23 protein-coding genes are annotated in these 16,076 nt (G+C 32.1%); all 23 read left to right on the top strand.

Annotated elements, in window-relative coordinates:
• The 23 genes from ACW6QF_RS08540 to ACW6QF_RS08650 all read left to right on the top strand — a co-directional run bounded on the left by ACW6QF_RS08540 (position 1) and on the right by ACW6QF_RS08650 (position 16,058).
• On the top strand, positions 1-1,440 hold the full coding sequence (locus tag ACW6QF_RS08540; RefSeq protein WP_456087488.1) for a lipopolysaccharide biosynthesis protein: 1,440 nt from the start codon (positions 1-3) through the stop codon (positions 1,438-1,440).
• The gene (locus tag ACW6QF_RS08545) at positions 1,437-2,375 is read left to right on the top strand and encodes a hypothetical protein (protein ID WP_456087489.1); all 939 of its coding nucleotides are present in this window, start codon (positions 1,437-1,439) and stop codon (positions 2,373-2,375) included. Before ACW6QF_RS08540 ends, ACW6QF_RS08545 begins: the two co-directional genes overlap by 4 nt.
• A gap of 2 nt (positions 2,376-2,377) precedes the next feature.
• The gene (locus tag ACW6QF_RS08550) at positions 2,378-2,698 is read left to right on the top strand and encodes a hypothetical protein (protein WP_456087490.1); all 321 of its coding nucleotides are present in this window, start codon (positions 2,378-2,380) and stop codon (positions 2,696-2,698) included.
• A complete protein-coding gene (locus tag ACW6QF_RS08555; RefSeq protein ID WP_456087491.1) occupies positions 2,646-3,266 on the top strand; it encodes a hypothetical protein in 621 nt (206 codons plus the stop codon). Before ACW6QF_RS08550 ends, ACW6QF_RS08555 begins: the two co-directional genes overlap by 53 nt.
• 3 nt (positions 3,267-3,269) lie before the next feature.
• Entirely contained in the window at positions 3,270-4,154 is an 885-nt protein-coding gene (locus ACW6QF_RS08560; RefSeq protein WP_456087492.1) for an FkbM family methyltransferase, read from the top strand.
• A gap of 10 nt (positions 4,155-4,164) precedes the next feature.
• Entirely contained in the window at positions 4,165-4,863 is a 699-nt protein-coding gene (locus ACW6QF_RS08565) for an IspD/TarI family cytidylyltransferase (RefSeq protein WP_456087493.1), read from the top strand.
• Positions 4,853-5,896 carry a galactitol-1-phosphate 5-dehydrogenase gene (locus ACW6QF_RS08570; protein ID WP_456087494.1) on the top strand — a complete coding sequence of 348 codons (1,044 nt, stop codon included), beginning with the start codon at positions 4,853-4,855 and terminating at the stop codon, positions 5,894-5,896. Before ACW6QF_RS08565 ends, ACW6QF_RS08570 begins: the two co-directional genes overlap by 11 nt.
• A 3-nt stretch (positions 5,897-5,899) precedes the next feature.
• Complete coding sequence (locus ACW6QF_RS08575; protein ID WP_456087495.1) at positions 5,900-6,568, top strand: ribulose-phosphate 3-epimerase; 669 nt, start codon at positions 5,900-5,902, stop codon at positions 6,566-6,568.
• Positions 6,569-6,614: 46 nt separating this feature from the next.
• Positions 6,615-7,913 carry a CDP-glycerol glycerophosphotransferase family protein gene (locus tag ACW6QF_RS08580; RefSeq protein WP_456087496.1) on the top strand — a complete coding sequence of 433 codons (1,299 nt, stop codon included), beginning with the start codon at positions 6,615-6,617 and terminating at the stop codon, positions 7,911-7,913.
• Between the two features lie 3 nt (positions 7,914-7,916).
• On the top strand, positions 7,917-8,321 hold the full coding sequence (locus tag ACW6QF_RS08585) for a sugar 3,4-ketoisomerase (protein WP_456087497.1): 405 nt from the start codon (positions 7,917-7,919) through the stop codon (positions 8,319-8,321).
• Positions 8,318-8,746 (top strand): sugar 3,4-ketoisomerase, encoded by a 429-nt coding sequence (locus ACW6QF_RS08590; RefSeq protein WP_456087498.1) that lies wholly within the window; start codon positions 8,318-8,320, stop codon positions 8,744-8,746. The genes ACW6QF_RS08585 and ACW6QF_RS08590 overlap by 4 nt, the downstream gene beginning before the upstream one ends.
• The gene (locus tag ACW6QF_RS08595; RefSeq protein ID WP_456087499.1) at positions 8,727-9,314 is read left to right on the top strand and encodes an acyltransferase; all 588 of its coding nucleotides are present in this window, start codon (positions 8,727-8,729) and stop codon (positions 9,312-9,314) included. The genes ACW6QF_RS08590 and ACW6QF_RS08595 overlap by 20 nt, the downstream gene beginning before the upstream one ends.
• Before the next feature lie 2 nt (positions 9,315-9,316).
• Positions 9,317-10,252, top strand: coding sequence for a GNAT family N-acetyltransferase (locus ACW6QF_RS08600; RefSeq protein WP_456087500.1), 936 nt, complete (start codon positions 9,317-9,319; stop codon positions 10,250-10,252).
• A complete protein-coding gene (locus ACW6QF_RS08605; protein WP_456087501.1) occupies positions 10,253-10,990 on the top strand; it encodes a class I SAM-dependent methyltransferase in 738 nt (245 codons plus the stop codon).
• Between the two features lie 2 nt (positions 10,991-10,992).
• Positions 10,993-12,093: a DegT/DnrJ/EryC1/StrS family aminotransferase gene (locus ACW6QF_RS08610; protein WP_456087502.1), complete on the top strand. Its 1,101-nt coding sequence runs from the start codon at positions 10,993-10,995 to the stop codon at positions 12,091-12,093.
• Entirely contained in the window at positions 12,090-13,046 is a 957-nt protein-coding gene (locus ACW6QF_RS08615) for a glycosyltransferase family 2 protein (protein WP_456087503.1), read from the top strand. Before ACW6QF_RS08610 ends, ACW6QF_RS08615 begins: the two co-directional genes overlap by 4 nt.
• 52 nt (positions 13,047-13,098) lie before the next feature.
• Positions 13,099-13,830: a class I SAM-dependent methyltransferase gene (locus ACW6QF_RS08620; RefSeq protein ID WP_456087504.1), complete on the top strand. Its 732-nt coding sequence runs from the start codon at positions 13,099-13,101 to the stop codon at positions 13,828-13,830.
• Between the two features lie 150 nt (positions 13,831-13,980).
• Entirely contained in the window at positions 13,981-14,163 is a 183-nt protein-coding gene (locus ACW6QF_RS08625) for an AlbA family DNA-binding domain-containing protein (RefSeq protein ID WP_456087505.1), read from the top strand.
• A gap of 11 nt (positions 14,164-14,174) precedes the next feature.
• Complete coding sequence (locus ACW6QF_RS08630) at positions 14,175-14,654, top strand: hypothetical protein (protein ID WP_456087506.1); 480 nt, start codon at positions 14,175-14,177, stop codon at positions 14,652-14,654.
• Positions 14,655-14,673: 19 nt separating this feature from the next.
• Positions 14,674-15,030 carry a winged helix-turn-helix transcriptional regulator gene (locus ACW6QF_RS08635; protein WP_456087507.1) on the top strand — a complete coding sequence of 119 codons (357 nt, stop codon included), beginning with the start codon at positions 14,674-14,676 and terminating at the stop codon, positions 15,028-15,030.
• Between the two features lie 116 nt (positions 15,031-15,146).
• Positions 15,147-15,443 carry a DUF7724 family protein gene (locus ACW6QF_RS08640; protein WP_298551947.1) on the top strand — a complete coding sequence of 99 codons (297 nt, stop codon included), beginning with the start codon at positions 15,147-15,149 and terminating at the stop codon, positions 15,441-15,443.
• A 59-nt stretch (positions 15,444-15,502) separates the two neighbouring features.
• Entirely contained in the window at positions 15,503-15,805 is a 303-nt protein-coding gene (locus ACW6QF_RS08645) for a hypothetical protein (RefSeq protein ID WP_298551948.1), read from the top strand.
• A gap of 13 nt (positions 15,806-15,818) precedes the next feature.
• Positions 15,819-16,058, top strand: coding sequence for a hypothetical protein (locus ACW6QF_RS08650; protein ID WP_298551950.1), 240 nt, complete (start codon positions 15,819-15,821; stop codon positions 16,056-16,058).
• The last annotated feature ends 18 nt before the right edge of the window (positions 16,059-16,076 follow it).

A 16,076-nucleotide genomic window follows, 5' to 3' on the forward strand; every position in this document is an offset into this window, starting at 1 on the left:
ATGGCAGAACAGACACTGAAAGAAAAGACGGCAAAGGGACTTTTTTGGGGAAGTATCAATGGCGGTATTCAGCAAATTTTGAATGTAGTTTTTGGTATTTTTCTTGCTCGTTTACTTTCTCCTGGTGATTATGGTTTGATTGGAATGTTGGGGATCTTTATGGGAGTAGCAACTGTATTACAAGATAGTGGGTTTAGTACAGCACTAATAAATCGCAAAGGAATTAAACATGAAGACTATAATTCTGTATTTTGGTTTAGCTTTTCTGTTGGATTGATTTGTTATGTAATTTTATTTTTTTGTGCTCCATTGATTGCAGACTTTTTTGGTCATCCTGAATTAACAAATTTATCGCGTGTTCTTTTTCTTTGGTTTTTAATAGGTTCGACCTCTATTGCCCATTCAGCGATGATGACTAAAAAATTGATGGTTAAGGAGCGGACCAAAATAGAAGTTAGTGCAATGATTGCATCAGGAATAGTTGGTGTAGTGTTAGCATATAAAGGGTATGCTTATTGGGGTATTGCAATTCAAACTGTTACAAATGCATTTGTAGGTGCAGTATTACGTTGGTATTATGTAAAATGGAGACCAACTTTTACTTTTGCGTTGAGACCTTTGAAGGAAATGTGTTCTTTTGGAGTAAAAATTTTGTTTACCAGTATTTTTGCTCAAATTAATGCGAATATATTTGCTGTATTATTAGGACGATTCTATAAAGAAGATCAGGTTGGATACTATACTCAGGGTAATAAATGGATGAATATGGGGTATACTTTTATTTGGGGGATGATTGGAAATGTTTCTCTTCCAGTTTTATCAGAAGTGGCTTTGGATGTGAAGCGTCAAAGGCAAGTCTTTCGTAAAATGTTGCGCTTTGTGTCATTTATATCATTTCCTGCAATGTTTGGACTCGCTTTAGTTGCTCCTGAGCTTATTGTTATAGGAGTCTCTGATAAATGGTTACCTTGTGTTCCTGTTATGCAACTATTATGTATATGGGGAGCTGTGACCCCAATAAATAATTTATATATTCATGTTTTATTAAGTCAAGGAAAGTCTAATATATATCTATATAATACAATTGCATTAGGTGTTGTTCAATTGCTTGTAGTTGTCAGTATGTTGTCTTTAGGCATCTATTATATGGTTTTGGCATTTGTTGTTGTTAATGTGTTATGGATATTTATTTGGCATTATTTTGTAAATAAATATGTCGAAATTTCTATTTTAGATGTTGCGAAAGATATTTTATCTTTTTGTCTTATCTCTTTAATTGTATTATGTATTACATATTTTGTTACAAAACTAATATTTAATATATATATGCTTTTTATTGCTAAAGTTCTATTAGCGACGTTTTTATATACTTTTGTTATGTATTTATCGGGTTCTGTAACCTTTAAAGAGTCTTTTACTTTTTTACTAAAAAGAAAATGAATATAGAAGAATACCAAAAAATTAATTGTTCTTTTAGAAAAAAATTGATCTATAAAGTAGGTTTAGATTGTGGTTTTTTTTCGGAATATAATAATATGATATTGGCTATGGCTTATTGCCTGATGCATAAAATACAATTTATTCTGAGTTCTAATAATGCAAATTTTGACAAAGAGAATGGTTGGTGTGGCTTTTTTGAACCTTTTTGTGAGGATGTTGTGACAAATAAAGATCAACATTATAAGACTGTTAATTGGAAATATATGCTTAAGATCCTTCTGAGACAGAAGGATCTTAAGATATTACGTAATATCTTGCCTTACATATCTTTTGGTAAAAAGATATTGTATACACAAGATGTTTTTGGAAGAAGTCGAGATAATGGTTTGTTAAAAAAGAAATTTTATATTGATCCTTTGAAAACTAAGTTGTCATATCAGGAGCTCTGTTCTATTCTTGTAAACTTAACTTGGAAATATAATTTAGATGTAAAAAAAGATGTTCATGATTTGATTTCGTCTTTAGGATTGCCTCCAGAATATCTCGGATTTCATATTCGTGGAGGTGACAAATTTTTAGAACATCAGATTGAACCAATTGAAAGTTATTTTGCTAAAAATAAAACAGAAATTAAAAATGTATTTGTTTTAACTGATGACTTTACTGTGATTTCTGATATTAAAAGAAAATATCCTGACTATTCAGTGTATACTTTATGTGAAGAATCTGAACATGGGTATTTTCATGGAGATTTTATGAATCAAGATGAAGTGTATAAGCGTTATAAATTGATTAGATTGTTTGCATCAATAGATATACTTGCTAATTCAAAATTATTTGTTGGAACATTCAGTTCAAATCCCGGTATGTATATGGGGATGAGGGCTCCTTCTACTTCCAAAAGTATAGATTTTGATAATTGGATAATTTGGTAAATATGAAAACATTAACATTAGTTCCGATAGGGGGATTGGGAAATAGGATTAATGCTATTTGTTCTGTAATTGTTTATTGTCAACAACAACATCGTCAATTGAAAATATATTGGTTTAAAGATCCAACTCTCAATTGTTCTGTTAAAGATTTGTTTTCATTAGATCCAAGATTGAAAAATGTTGAATTGATAGATGGAAACTTTTGGGACTATTATAAAATAGATAGACCACGTAGGCGGAATATATGGTTGCCATATATTTATCAAAAGCATGCTTTTGATAAATATATGGTTGCCATATATTTATCAAAAGCATGCTTTTGATAAAAGAATCTTAGATAAGGACGTTTATAAAGTTGTTTCAAGTAAAGAACTTCCTGATTTTGGAGATTTGGAAATGTATGAACATATCTATATGGTTAATTATTGGCGTTTCTGGACTCATCCTGAGATGTGGAGTGTTATAAAAATAAACTCTTCCATACAAAAAGAAGTCGATTATTTATGTTCTCAGTTGAAAATGGGACGTAAAGTAGGAATACATTTTCGTGGAACAGATAATATTTATTCGAAAGATATTCCTATTGAATATTTTGTTAAGAAAATTAATGAAGAAATAGAAAAATATGGAGAAAATATCTCTTTTTATTTAGCGTCTGATGAAATCAAGGTGAAAGAATATCTAAAAAATCGATTTGAAAATCATATTACTATGATGAATAAACCTGTTTGTAGAAATAGCAAACAGGGAATCGTAGATGCTTTTATAGAAATGAATGTTTTATCTCGAATGGATAAAATATATGCGTCAGCAAGAAGCTCTTTTTCAGAATTAGCTCATTTATTTACTAACAACGAATTTGAGGAATTGAAAAATATTAATAATGTATAAATTATGATGATTGACTTTTTGAAATCAGCTTGGCACTTTTGTTTGATAAATAAGGTGAGAAAAAATAATTATTTTTTAGGAATTCAAAGTCTTAGTTCGGATAAGACTTTGAATGATTTGTATAGAGCTTCTATTTCTTGTTCGATGGAGTTAACTTATTACAGTTCTGAATCTGATTTGATTTATTTAAAAAGTGATAATGTTAATGTAGTTACGGATCGTTCTTACTATATATTGTTGGAAATTTTTTGTCAAAAAATATATGCTTTGCCTCCTTTTATATTGAATCAGAAACATTATGTATTTGATATTGGCATGAATAGAGGATATGCATCTCTTTATTTTGCGAATAATAGAAACTGTTCAAAAGTATTTGGATTTGAGTTAGATCCTGATACTTTTCGTTTCGCATTGAAAAATATAAATTTGAATCCGAATTTAGCTGCAAAAATTGAACCTTTTAATTTTGGACTTTCAAATTGCGAAGGGAATGTCGAGTTTGAATATATCCCAGGCCGAGATGGTCTAGCTTCTTTGGATAGAAATTGTATAAGTAAGTTTAATCATAATGTGAATACTGATATAATAAAAAAGACTGCTTTAGTAAAAAAGGCCTCTGCGGTTTTTGAAGATCTTTTTTGTAAATGTGAAAAGAAGTTATTGAAAATTTTAAAAATAGATTGTGAAGGGGCTGAATATGATATTTTTGATGATTTAAATTCAATTCATTTGTTAGAAGAATTTGACGTTATTATTGGAGAATGTCATAATGGATTTGATGGCTTAAGGGAAAAAATGCGCAATTTTACTTTAATTAATATCCTTTCTGAAGGAGATGGATTGTTTTTGTTTTGTTGCGTAAATAATCGATACAAATATGCTTTTTAATTAATAGTTCATGAATATTGCAATAATATTGTCAGGAGGCATTGGCTATAGAGTAGGAAAAGTAGTGCCTAAGCAATATATTATAGTAAAAGGAAAACCTCTTATTTTTTATTGTTTGGATACTTTTTCTAAAAACTCGAATATAGATTTATTAGTTGTTTGTTTAGCAGATGAGTGGAAAGATTTTTTTAATAATTACGTTAATGTATTGCAAATATCTAAACCTATTGTTTTTTCTACTCCTGGCTCTACTAGACAACATACGATTTATAATGCTTTAAAAGTATTAGAAAGTATGGATTGTAAAAAGGATGATGTTGTAATTATACATGATGCAGCTCGTCCATTAGTGACAGATGTAATTATAAATGATTGTATAGAAGGATGTAAAATGAATGATGGGATTTTGCCCGTAATTCCAGTAAAAGATACGATTTACGAGAGTGAAGATAGTATAAATATTACGAATTTACTTAATCGTAATAAACTATTTGCAGGACAGTCTCCTGAGAGTTTTAAGTTTGGTAAGTATTTAGCTGCTCATTATATGATGAATGATGATGAGATATCTAAAATAAGCGGAAGTACTGAAATAGCTTATAAGTGTGGTCTTAAGATATCATTAATAAGAGGAGATGAAATGAATTTTAAAATTACTACTTTAGATGATTTGTATAATTTTGAAAACATTATAAATAATGAAGGCTAATGTGCTTTTTGCAATAGGTGATTTGCGCTATATTGATGTAGATAAGCCTATCTTAAAAAAAAACGAAGTGTTAGTTAATGTAAAAGCTGCAGGTATTTGTGGTTCTGATGTGCCTCGCGTATTTACTACAGGTACTTACCAATTTCCCACTATTATAGGACATGAGTTTGCAGGTGAGATAGTAGATACATTTTCAAGTAAGGATAAAAAATTAATTAGAAAACGTGTTTCAGTTTTTCCTTTGCTGCCATGTATGGAATGTGATAATTGTAAACGTGCTGATTATGAAACTTGTGATCATTATAGCTATTTAGGATCACGTTGCAATGGAGGATTTGCTGAATATGTTGCGGTTCCAATGTGGAATTTGAGTTTTTTGCCTGATTCTATTAATATTGAAGATGCTGCAATGTTAGAACCGGCTTCTGTTGCTTTCCATGCATTAAGGCGTTCTGGTTTTAAGATAGGTGATAGTATAGCTATTGTTGGTCCGGGGACTATAGGTATGATTATGTCTCAATTAGCATATTTGGCTGGCGCAGAAAAAGTCTTTTTGATTGGGAGGAGTCAGACTAAACTTGATTTTGCAAAAAATATAGGCATTACAGAATATGTTTGTAATTCGGTGTCGGATGATGTGTTGCAATGGATTAGTAAAAATACGAATGGAAAAGGAGTTGATGTTGCTATTGAAGGAACTGGAGCAGAACAATCAATGGATATATGCATCAACATTGTCCGTACATTTGGAACAGTACTTGTGTTAGGTAATCCAATAACGGATATGAATATAAAAAAGAATAGTTATTGGAAATTACTACGTAAACAATTAACATTAATTGGTACATGGAATTCTAATTTTGGTACGTCTAAAACGGATTGGTTACCGGTAATTTCTCTATTGCAAAAAAAACGGTTGAAACTTAACTCTTTAATTACTCATCGTTTCCCTTTAGTTGATCTTATTAAGGGATTAGAAATAATGAAGACTGGTAGTGAATATTTTAATAAGATCATGATAATAAATGATTAAGCTATGAAGGAACGAAAATTATCAGCATCATTGATGTGTGCGAATTTAGTTAACTTAGAAAAAGACATTCGTATATTAGAAGACTTGAATGTTGATTATCTACATATTGATTTAATGGATAGTAGTTTCGTTCCGAATTTAACTTTTGGACCAGATACTGTAAATGCAATTCGTGAGATTTCAAATCTGCCACTTGATATTCATTTGTTAATGAATTATCCTCATGTTATTATTCGATCTTTGAATCTTCATGAAAATGATATAGTTACGATACATAGTGAATGCCGTGAGAGTATTATGGAAAATGTTGCTTTTGTAAAGCAAAAAGGTGCTAAATTTGGGCTTGCTTTAAATCCTGATACAACAATAGAAGAAGTTAAAAAATATTTATATTATACTGATGTTATTTTATTAATGATGATTGTGCCAGGGTTTGCAGGTAGTACTATGATACATGGAATGATGGAAAAGGTTGCTGAAACCAATAAGTATTTATTAGATCATAATTACAATAATATAGAAATAAGTGTGGACGGTAGTGTTAGCATTGAGAAAGCTATAAAGATGAGAAGAATGGGAGCCTCTATATTCATAGGAGGAACATCTGCTATATTTAAAAAAGATAAGCCTCTTAATGTTACTATTAAAGAATTCTATACTTTTGTTAAATAAGAGATTCATGTGAACTATATTTTGATAATAAAACAACAAACTAGTTATGTTACGTTATTTTTACAATAAATATGCTTCAGAAAAAACAAAGAATAGAGTTTCTATTGTGAGAGCATGGATAAGAAGATTACTAACTGATCGTTTTGTGATTAATAATCAACAGAAAAGAAATAATCTTTTACAATTTCAGTTGAAAAATAAAGAACAAATACGTGTCGCTTTTTTTATATTCTCTGAAAGTGAATGGAAATATGGAGACTTATATAACTTATTAAAACAAAATAAGAGGTTTTTATTGTCGATAGTGATTTGTCCCGAATGTAAGAAAGAGCAAATATCATTAGTTGATGAAATGGAAAAGACTTCATCCTTTTTTCAAAAGGAAGGGTATAATGTTATTTCGACATATGACAAAAAAAATAATAGATGGATAGATGTTAAAAAAGAATTTAAACCAGATATTATATTTTGGGGTTTCCCATATCCAGAAATAACGAAAGAAATTTACCGTATAACAAATTATACTAATTCTTTGTCTTGTTATGTCCCCTATTTCTGGGGTACGACAGATGGAAGGTGGGTTTGGGATTTACTTTTTCATAATATGTTGTGGATACTTTTTTGTGAAACGCAGTTTCATAAAGAATTTTATAAAAAGAAGTCAAGGATGCATGGGAATAATGTTTATGTAAGTGGCTATCCTCCATTTGATTTTTTTTTGAAAAATCAGAATGAATTTAAATCTAACTTCAAATGGAAAGTTAATGACAGTCGCTTCCGTAAAGTGATTTGGGCTCCTCATCATATAATATCAGATGGGGGACAATCTACTTTTTTGCGTTATTTTGATGTTATGTTGGAAGTCGCAACGATATATAAAGATAAAATACAATTTGTATTTAAACCTCATCCGTTATTGAAATCTAAGTTATATAATTTGAAAAATTGGGGAAAAGAAAGAACTGATAATTATTATTATTGCTGGGATTCATTGCCTAACACAATGTTATGGGAGGGGGAATATTCAAGTTTATTTAGAGAATCTGATGCATTGTTACATGATTGTGGGTCATTTATGGTTGAATATTTGTTTACTTTAAGGCCTGTATTGTATTTTGCAAGTGAGAATCGATTAAAAACATTAAATGAATTGGCGGTAGAAGCTTATAATTTGCATTATATTGGGAATAGTAAGGATGATATATATAATTTTATAGAACTTGTTGTTCTTAATGGAGAGGATCGCTTGTATCCTCTAAGGAAAGATTTTTGTAAAAAAATATTGCCGCCAAATGAACTAACTGCAGCAGAAAATATTTATAAAAAAATAATTTCTTATATATAATTGATGGAACCAAATTTTGTTAGTTTAATAGATTTACCTGCAATTAGAGATAAGCGTGGAAATTTATCTTTTATAGAAGAGAGGAATCATCTTCCGTTTGCTATTAAACGCGTTTATTGGATATATGATGTTCCAGGTGGCGAAATTCGTGGTGGACATGCGTATAAGCAAAATGAAGAGTTTATTATTGCTTTGTCTGGAAGTTTTGATGTTGTGATTTCAGATGGTGAACAATCTAAAGTTTATCATTTGAATCGTTCCTATAAAGGAGTTTATATACCTAAAATGTATTGGCGAGAGTTGGAAAACTTTTCAACAAATTCAGTGGCTTTTATTGCATCATCAACACTATATGATGAAGCTGATTATATTCGGGATTATGATGAATATAAAAGAATGGTAGAATGAAAAGGACATCGGTTTTTGATTGTACACTTGTTACATTAGATAAACATCATCATGATAATGGAAATTTATCGGTAGTTGAAGGAAATGCTACACTTCCTTTCTCAATACGTCGTGTTTATTATTTGTATGATGTTCCTGGAGGTGAATCCAGAGGGGGGCATGCACACAAAGAACTTTATCAATTGATTGTTGCCGTTAGTGGTAGTTTTGATGTAACATTAGATGATGGTTCTGTAAAAAGAACTTTTTCTTTGAATCGCTCTTATCAAGGACTTTTGGTTGTTCCGGGGATTTGGCGTGAGTTAAATAATTTTTCATCTGGATCGGTTTGCTTGGTTTTGGCTTCGTTACCTTATGATGAGAATGACTATATAAGGGATTATAATAATTTTATTTTGTATAAAAATGATACATCCAACTTCTGATGTTAGATGCTCTTGTGTACCTCCAAATACTAATATTTGGCAGTATTGTGTTGTTTTGCCAAAGGCTATAATTGGCAATAATTGTAATATTTGCGCGCATGTGTTTATCGAAAATGATGTGGTAATTGGAGATAATGTTACGATTAAAAATGGTGTGCAAATTTGGGATGGTGTACATATTGAAGATAATGTTTTTATAGGTCCAAATGTTACTTTTACTAATGATTTTATTCCACGTTCAAAGATTTTCCCTGATTCTTTTTTAAGAACCATCGTGAGATGTGGAGCATCAATAGGAGCTAACGCTACTATTATTGGTGGATGCATTATTGGTGAGAATGCATTAGTTGGAGCGGGTAGTGTAGTCACATCTGATATTCCGGCTGGTACTGTTTGGTATGGTAATCCTGCAAAAATGAAGGGATATATAGATGAAGATAATAAAATTACACATATTGATGTTAATAAAGATAAAATAGGAGGGGGGGGGGTAAAACTTTATATTATAATTTACTATTATTTCCTCTTATATCTGCTGTTGAATGCAGTGTTGCATAGGAGGAAATAAAGATGTTTGAAGTCGTAAGATACAATGTAAGGTTAAAGGCTGCTTGGAATCAGTTTGTTTCTAATTCGAGAAATGGTACATTCCTTTTTTATCGGGATTATATGGATTATCATTCTGATCGTTTTGAGGATTATTCGTTGATGATATATCGTAAAGGAAATCTTTGCGCTCTGTATCCAGCTAATAAAGTTGATAATATATTATATTCTCATCAAGGACTAACATATGGAGGATTATTGTTTTCATTCAAAATATCGGCAGAAGATGTTCTTTTGATATTTCAATATATAAATAGCTTTTTGAAAGATCAAGGAATAGTAAAGGTTATTTATAAAGCGATGCCTTGGATTTATCATATTTGCCCAGCAGAAGAAGATTTGTATGCATTGTTTAGACTGCGAGCAAAATTAATAGGACGTAATTTATCTTCAACAATTTGCCGTTCACATGTATTGAAGTTTACCGAATCTCGTAAAAGTGGTTTAAGAAAAGCAATCAAAAATAATATAATAGTAAAGGAATCTGATGATTTTGATTCTTTTTGGCATATATTATCAGATAACTTGAATCAGAAATATAGTACTTCTCCTGTACATAGTATTGATGAAATAAAATTGTTACATGAGCGATTTCCTGATGAGATCAAATTGTTTGTGGCATTATTAGGACAAAATATAATTGCAGGGACTGTTATTTATGTTACAAGGCAAGTTATTCACACTCAGTATATTTCTGCAAATCCGATAGGAAAAGAACTTGGAGCACTTGATTTATTGTTTGATCATTTGATTAATCATGAATTTCAGTCTTATCCGTATTTTGATTTTGGTCAGTCTACAGAAAATAATGGATCTTTTTTGAATCAGTCTCTTATTTTCCAGAAAGAAGGTTTTGGAGGAAGAGGTGTCGTTTATGATATTTACGAATATGATTTATAGATGGAGCGAGATATAGAAAAGTACATACAGGATTATAGGTCTTCTGATTTTGAAAAAGTGATGGTTCATTATAGAAGAAAGCAAGTTTTACAATCTATTAATAAATATCCTCATTGTCGGATTTTAGAGATCGGTTGTGGTGAACAACCCTTGTTTACTGATATTGCGGATTTTGAGGAATATGTTATAGTAGAACCTGCCTCTTCTTTTTGTGAAAATGCATTTGCCGTTGCTAACGGCAAATCTTGTATAACTGTTATACAAGATTTTTTTGAAAATAGGGTCGAGGATTTATTGAATAGGCAATTTGATTTTATAATAGTAAGTGCATTATTACATGAAGTTGTAGATCCTAAAAGTTTGTTAGATGGCATATATAAGTGCTGTACTGATGAAACAGTAGTTCACATAAATGTGCCAAATAATCAATCTTTTCATATGTTGTTGGCTTATGAATCTGGTATCATACCAAGAGTTGGAGAACTTAGTGATCGCGCAAAGACTTTACAGCAACATACAAGTTTTGATTTGGAGTTATTAAAGAATTATGTAACTGCTAACCAGTTTGAAATATTGGATGAAGGTTCATATTTTATTAAATTGTTTAATCATGGAAAGATGCAACAACTGGTTGATGTTGGGATTTTAGATTCATCTATTTTAGATGGATTGGATCATCTGATAAAATATATGCCGGGTTTAGGAGCTGAGATATTTATTAATGCAAAAAAGAAGTAGCGATGGTGAAATTCTTGGAGTTAAAAAAAATAACAGATAAATATTCGAGTGAAATCCATGAAGCTGTTGCAAAAGTAATAGACTCTGGGTGGTATTTGCAAGGAGAAGCTGTTGCTTCCTTTGAAACGAATTATTCTCGATATATCGGAACTGATTATTGCATAGGTGTAGGTAATGGCTTGGATGCTTTAATTTGGATTTTTAGGGCATACATCGAATTAGGGGTTATGAAGAAGGAAGATGAGATTATTGTCCCAGCGAATACTTTTATCGCTACTATATTAGCGATTACAGAAAATGGATTAGTTCCTGTGCTAGTAGAACCTTCTATAACTACATATCAGATTGATGAAAATCGGATTGAAGCAGCTATAACAGAGAAGACTCGTGCTATCATGGTTGTTCATTTGTATGGACAATGTGCTTATACGGAAGGAATTCGTGTATTATGCGATAAATATCAATTGAAATTGATAGAAGATAATGCACAAGCTCATGGGTGTAAATTTGGAAATAAGCGAACAGGTTCTTTAGGTGATGCTGCTGGTCATAGTTTTTATCCTGGTAAAAACTTGGGGGCGTTAGGTGATGCTGGTGCTGTTACAACAAATGATCAGAAATTGGCAGAAACAATACGTTCATTGGCTAATTATGGATCTTCTCAAAAATATGTATTTCAATTTACAGGTAGGAATAGTCGTTTGGATGAAATACAAGCTGCTGTATTGGATGTGAAACTGAAACATTTGGAGGATGATATTCGTTTACGAAAAGAAGTAGCTCGATATTATGTTGAACAAATTGTTAATCCATTAATAACTACGCCTTGTGTAGTTGATTGGGATGCACATGTTTTTCATATTTTCCCTGTTAGATGTTCACGTAGGAATGAATTGCAAGCCTATTTAGAGGAAAATGGTATACAGACGACTATTCATTATCCAATCCCTCCTCATAAACAGAAATGTTATAAGGAGTGGAATAATTTGTCTTTACCGATTACAGAGCAAATCCATCGAGAAGAACTAAGTTTGCCTATGAGTCCTTGTTTAAGTAAGGAAGAAGTTTCTTATACAGTTGAAAAATTGAATCAATTTTCATGAATGCTGCTATTCGTATATCAGTCTATATTGTTTCTTACAATCAGGAGAAATATATAAGGCAAGCTATAGAATCTGTTTTGAATCAGTCTATATTACCATTTGAACTTTGTATTTTTGATGATCATTCTACAGATAAAACTTGGAGTATCATTCAAGAGTTTGCAGAAAGATATCCATCTATTATAAAGGCTCATCGCCATGAGAGAAATCAAGGTATTTTTAAAAATTTCAATTATGCAGAAAATCATCTTCAGGGAAATGTCATAACGGCTGTTGCAGGAGATGATTATATAATGCCGGGGTATTTTGAAGAGGTTATTAACTGTATAGAAAGAAATAGCCTGAATCCAGATACGGATAGTTTTATTATTATACCTAATATTATTAATCTGATTGGTGGTATAGAAACACGTTATGATAATACCCGTTTTAAAAATGGGAATATATTGTCGCTTAGAATAAGGGGGGTGATCGATGATCGTTATGGCGTAGTCAGCCGTGCCTTGTTTGACAAGACAGCACCTTATATTGAAGATATAGGCGTGCATGCCGATTTTGTTTGGGGAGTGGATCGTTATCTTCAAACAGAGAAAGTGTTGTTTTTAGGTGGATATTATCCTGTTTATCGCATGGGTGTCGGTATTGTCAGTCGCACAAAAGAGGTAGATTTTGCAAAATCAATGATAAAGGCAGTCGATATTATCATCGGTCGTTACGAAAAGGACTTAAAGGTTAAAGATCTTCGTTTTTTGAAGTATTTGCAGGTGAAAAGCAATTATCAAGTTAATAAATCTGTGCGTACCTACTTTTGCCTATGTTGGAATACTTTTTTGAATATTGGTAATTTGGGTAGTTTGAAGAAACATTTAAAATCCTTTTTGTTTTTGCTCCTACCTTATAAATTGAAAGTGTTTTTGGTTAAGTGGAAATTTTTTGAATCGTTGTCGAAATAGATTGTGGAAGAAATATTATCTTTACTATAATTAAGAAAATAGAAATATTATTATGAGTCGTTTGAAATATTTATACCTTAGACAGAGGTTTTATCCAAATTTGTCAAGTGTTTTTATCAATCCTTTTTATTTTACCCGTAGAAACTTGTTGAAACGTTTGCTTAAGATCGCACCTTCTCTTTCAGGACGTCTTTTAGATTTTGGGTGTGGATCCAAACCCTATAGATCATTGTTTACAGAAGTTTCCGAGTATATCGGTGTAGATATCGAAAATGAAGGGCATAATCATGGTACTGAAGATGTGGATTTTTATTATGATGGAATGACCTTGCCTTTTGAAAAAGAAATGTTTGATTCGATTTTATGCAGTGAAGTTTTGGAACATGTTCCAGATATTGATACTACATTAAACGAGTTAAATCGGGTTTTAGTTTTGGGAGGGAAGCTATTGATAACTGTCCCTTTTGTTTGGCCAGAACATGAGTTGCCTTTTGATTTTAGGCGATTTACAGTGAATGGATTGTCACAAATTGTAAAAGATCATGGCTTTGAAATTCAAACAGTGAATACTTCCGGGACATTCATTGAAGTTATTATGCAAATGTGGATAATGTATTTGCATAATGGATTATATACGCAGAACCGTTATCTGAATATTTTGATAAATACAATTTTTATATTCCCTTTTACATTATCGGGTATTATCCTTTCTGCGATATTTCCTAATATAAAGGGACTATATCTTAATGTTACTTTATTGGCAGAAAAGAAAGTCTGTGTTTGATTTTGTTTTAAGGATATGAAGGTCCCTCAGAATGTGTAGGTACTGTCATCTTCCTGATAATCTTGTCGGGTTAGCCCAAATCATCAAGTATGTAAATCCGAATTACAAAATTGTCCAAATGCGGCATAAGCTTTTTGCTGCTGTTGTATAATGAAAGAAAACCAAACCACCGAATTTAAAGAATCCTGGCATGACGAATATGTCCGTTACGTTTCTGCTTTCTGCAATACGGATGGGGGAACGTTGTATATCGGCATTGATGATGAGGGTAGAGTCGTAGGAGTAAAGCAGACCGGGAAATTAATAGAGAAACTCCCGAATTTCATTGTCTAAAGATAGGAATCATGCCTGTTGTCCGATTGTGTGAAGCGGAAGGGAAGGAGTATATTGCAATCGAACTTCAACCGTCAGCTATGCCTATATCGGTTCATGGAGGGTACTATATGCGGAGCGGGAGTGTCACGTCTGAGTTGCAAGGGAACCAGTTGAATATGTTCCTTTCGGCTAAGATGGGATTGGCTTGGGAGAGTGTAGTGGAAGAGGGCTTTACTGCGGATGAAATCGATTTGGAAACGGTGGAACGGTTTAAGTTTTTGGCAAAAGACCGTGTATCTTCAATTGAAAGAGAAATCGATACGGCAGTTTTGATGGAACGGCTGAATTTGCTTGTTGGCGGTCGTTTTAAAAGGGCGGCTATCGTCCTGTTTGGTAAGAATGTGCAAAAATATGTTTTGCAAGCCCGTATTAAAATCGGGAGTATGAAGGTATTCACCGGAGGGAGAAACTGGTTTATCCGTATGAGGCGTTGCGTGAAGCATTGTTGAATGCGATTATCTATATAAATTGATTGCGGATGTCTTTTATAAAGCCGGCTTTATTGAAAGTTGGGGACGGGGAACGCAACGAATTATAGATAAATGTGTGGCAGAGGGTTTGCCGGCTCCTGTTTATGAATATAAAATGGTTTTTTTATATTTGAACTTCTCAAATGAGTGGATAAATGAGTTTACGGAAATGGAGCAGAAAATATATGACTTGATTCGCTTGGAACCTCAAGTTCGTCAATCGGATTTGGCCGTCCGTTTAAATTTGACGGAACAATATGTCCGTAAGATAATAAAACGATTGAAAGATATAGGTTTTATTGAAAGATTCAGAGCGCGTAAGAATGGATATTGGATTGTAAAGCCTGGAGAATGAAAATTGTTATCTAAAACACATCTGAAGAGAAGTTATTATTATTTGCTGCGGCCAAGTTGTTGGATCGGAGGAAAAATTATTATCTTAGTGCTGTCAATAATTAAGAAGATATGGCTATGAAACCTAATATTGTACATCCTGTTCCTGCATTGTTGTCAAGTGCCGGTGAAATGACTTCCTTTTGTTATGGCAACCAAGTCATTCGTTTTCGTACGTCTCCAAAATTGGAACGATATATTTCTGTGAAAGAATGGGAGCATGGATATATTGTGGTGACAGCGAAATATCATGGAATAGGAGAAATTGAAGATTATATCGATCTGATACCGATACTTCGCAATTTGTATATAGATGAAGAGTCGTTTTTGAATCCTATAAAATCAGTGGAGGTTAGTTATGATAAGAATCAGTGACATCGTGCGAAGTGCTTTTATGGTCGTAGGGGGATTATAAAAATTGAAATTAGGAAATTATGGGAAAATTGGCGTTGATATTGTGTTTTATATTATCTGTTTTTCCTGCAGATGCGAACGAGAACAGAAAACATATTCATGTGGTTCGTAAAGGCAGTAAGAAATCTCATAGAGGTAATACTGTTGCAAAAATATGGATAGAGAAAAATGGATTGAAAAATATTGAAGTGGCTTGGTCTGAATTGTCGGCAGGTGAAGAGGCCATGATAGTACAAGCTATTGATAAATATTGGAATGATTTGAATAGTCGTATAGATAAAGTTTTTGCGGGAAAGAAAATCCGTATAATGAAAATAAAATAATGGAGGAGTGGATATGTGTAAATTCAAGGATACAAAATTGGGAATCAAGAAGCTTGATTTTGGTTTGAAGAGAGGTGCAATGGCAGTGTTTCTTACGGATGGGCGTGAGGTGATTGTGCCTGTAGCCATGTTCCCTGAGATAAAGCGTCTTAGTGTGGAACAACGTAAGGATTATATGATTATGGATGACCAATATTTTACATTTGAGGCGATTAGTAAGATTTTCTCGATAAAGGATATATTGCATTGTTGATTATTTAGTACTGCGAAT

This window comes from Parabacteroides sp., from assembly GCF_977054455.1.

Coding starts and splice junctions, on each gene's coding strand:
- ACW6QF_RS08560 (WP_456087492.1), top strand. CDS start 3,270: ATGATGATTGACTTTTTGAAATCAGCTTGGCACTTTTGTTTGATAAAT.
- ACW6QF_RS08570 (WP_456087494.1), top strand. CDS start 4,853: ATGAAGGCTAATGTGCTTTTTGCAATAGGTGATTTGCGCTATATTGAT.
- ACW6QF_RS08615 (WP_456087503.1), top strand. CDS start 12,090: ATGAATGCTGCTATTCGTATATCAGTCTATATTGTTTCTTACAATCAG.
- ACW6QF_RS08585 (WP_456087497.1), top strand. CDS start 7,917: ATGGAACCAAATTTTGTTAGTTTAATAGATTTACCTGCAATTAGAGAT.
- ACW6QF_RS08545 (WP_456087489.1), top strand. CDS start 1,437: ATGAATATAGAAGAATACCAAAAAATTAATTGTTCTTTTAGAAAAAAA.
- ACW6QF_RS08650 (WP_298551950.1), top strand. CDS start 15,819: ATGTGTAAATTCAAGGATACAAAATTGGGAATCAAGAAGCTTGATTTT.
- ACW6QF_RS08640 (WP_298551947.1), top strand. CDS start 15,147: ATGAAACCTAATATTGTACATCCTGTTCCTGCATTGTTGTCAAGTGCC.
- ACW6QF_RS08620 (WP_456087504.1), top strand. CDS start 13,099: ATGAGTCGTTTGAAATATTTATACCTTAGACAGAGGTTTTATCCAAAT.
- ACW6QF_RS08555 (WP_456087491.1), top strand. CDS start 2,646: ATGCTTTTGATAAATATATGGTTGCCATATATTTATCAAAAGCATGCT.
- ACW6QF_RS08580 (WP_456087496.1), top strand. CDS start 6,615: ATGTTACGTTATTTTTACAATAAATATGCTTCAGAAAAAACAAAGAAT.
- ACW6QF_RS08595 (WP_456087499.1), top strand. CDS start 8,727: ATGATACATCCAACTTCTGATGTTAGATGCTCTTGTGTACCTCCAAAT.
- ACW6QF_RS08550 (WP_456087490.1), top strand. CDS start 2,378: ATGAAAACATTAACATTAGTTCCGATAGGGGGATTGGGAAATAGGATT.
- ACW6QF_RS08540 (WP_456087488.1), top strand. CDS start 1: ATGGCAGAACAGACACTGAAAGAAAAGACGGCAAAGGGACTTTTTTGG.
- ACW6QF_RS08600 (WP_456087500.1), top strand. CDS start 9,317: ATGTTTGAAGTCGTAAGATACAATGTAAGGTTAAAGGCTGCTTGGAAT.
- ACW6QF_RS08625 (WP_456087505.1), top strand. CDS start 13,981: ATGAAAGAAAACCAAACCACCGAATTTAAAGAATCCTGGCATGACGAA.
- ACW6QF_RS08565 (WP_456087493.1), top strand. CDS start 4,165: ATGAATATTGCAATAATATTGTCAGGAGGCATTGGCTATAGAGTAGGA.
- ACW6QF_RS08575 (WP_456087495.1), top strand. CDS start 5,900: ATGAAGGAACGAAAATTATCAGCATCATTGATGTGTGCGAATTTAGTT.
- ACW6QF_RS08610 (WP_456087502.1), top strand. CDS start 10,993: ATGGTGAAATTCTTGGAGTTAAAAAAAATAACAGATAAATATTCGAGT.
- ACW6QF_RS08590 (WP_456087498.1), top strand. CDS start 8,318: ATGAAAAGGACATCGGTTTTTGATTGTACACTTGTTACATTAGATAAA.
- ACW6QF_RS08605 (WP_456087501.1), top strand. CDS start 10,253: ATGGAGCGAGATATAGAAAAGTACATACAGGATTATAGGTCTTCTGAT.
- ACW6QF_RS08645 (WP_298551948.1), top strand. CDS start 15,503: ATGGGAAAATTGGCGTTGATATTGTGTTTTATATTATCTGTTTTTCCT.
- ACW6QF_RS08630 (WP_456087506.1), top strand. CDS start 14,175: ATGCCTGTTGTCCGATTGTGTGAAGCGGAAGGGAAGGAGTATATTGCA.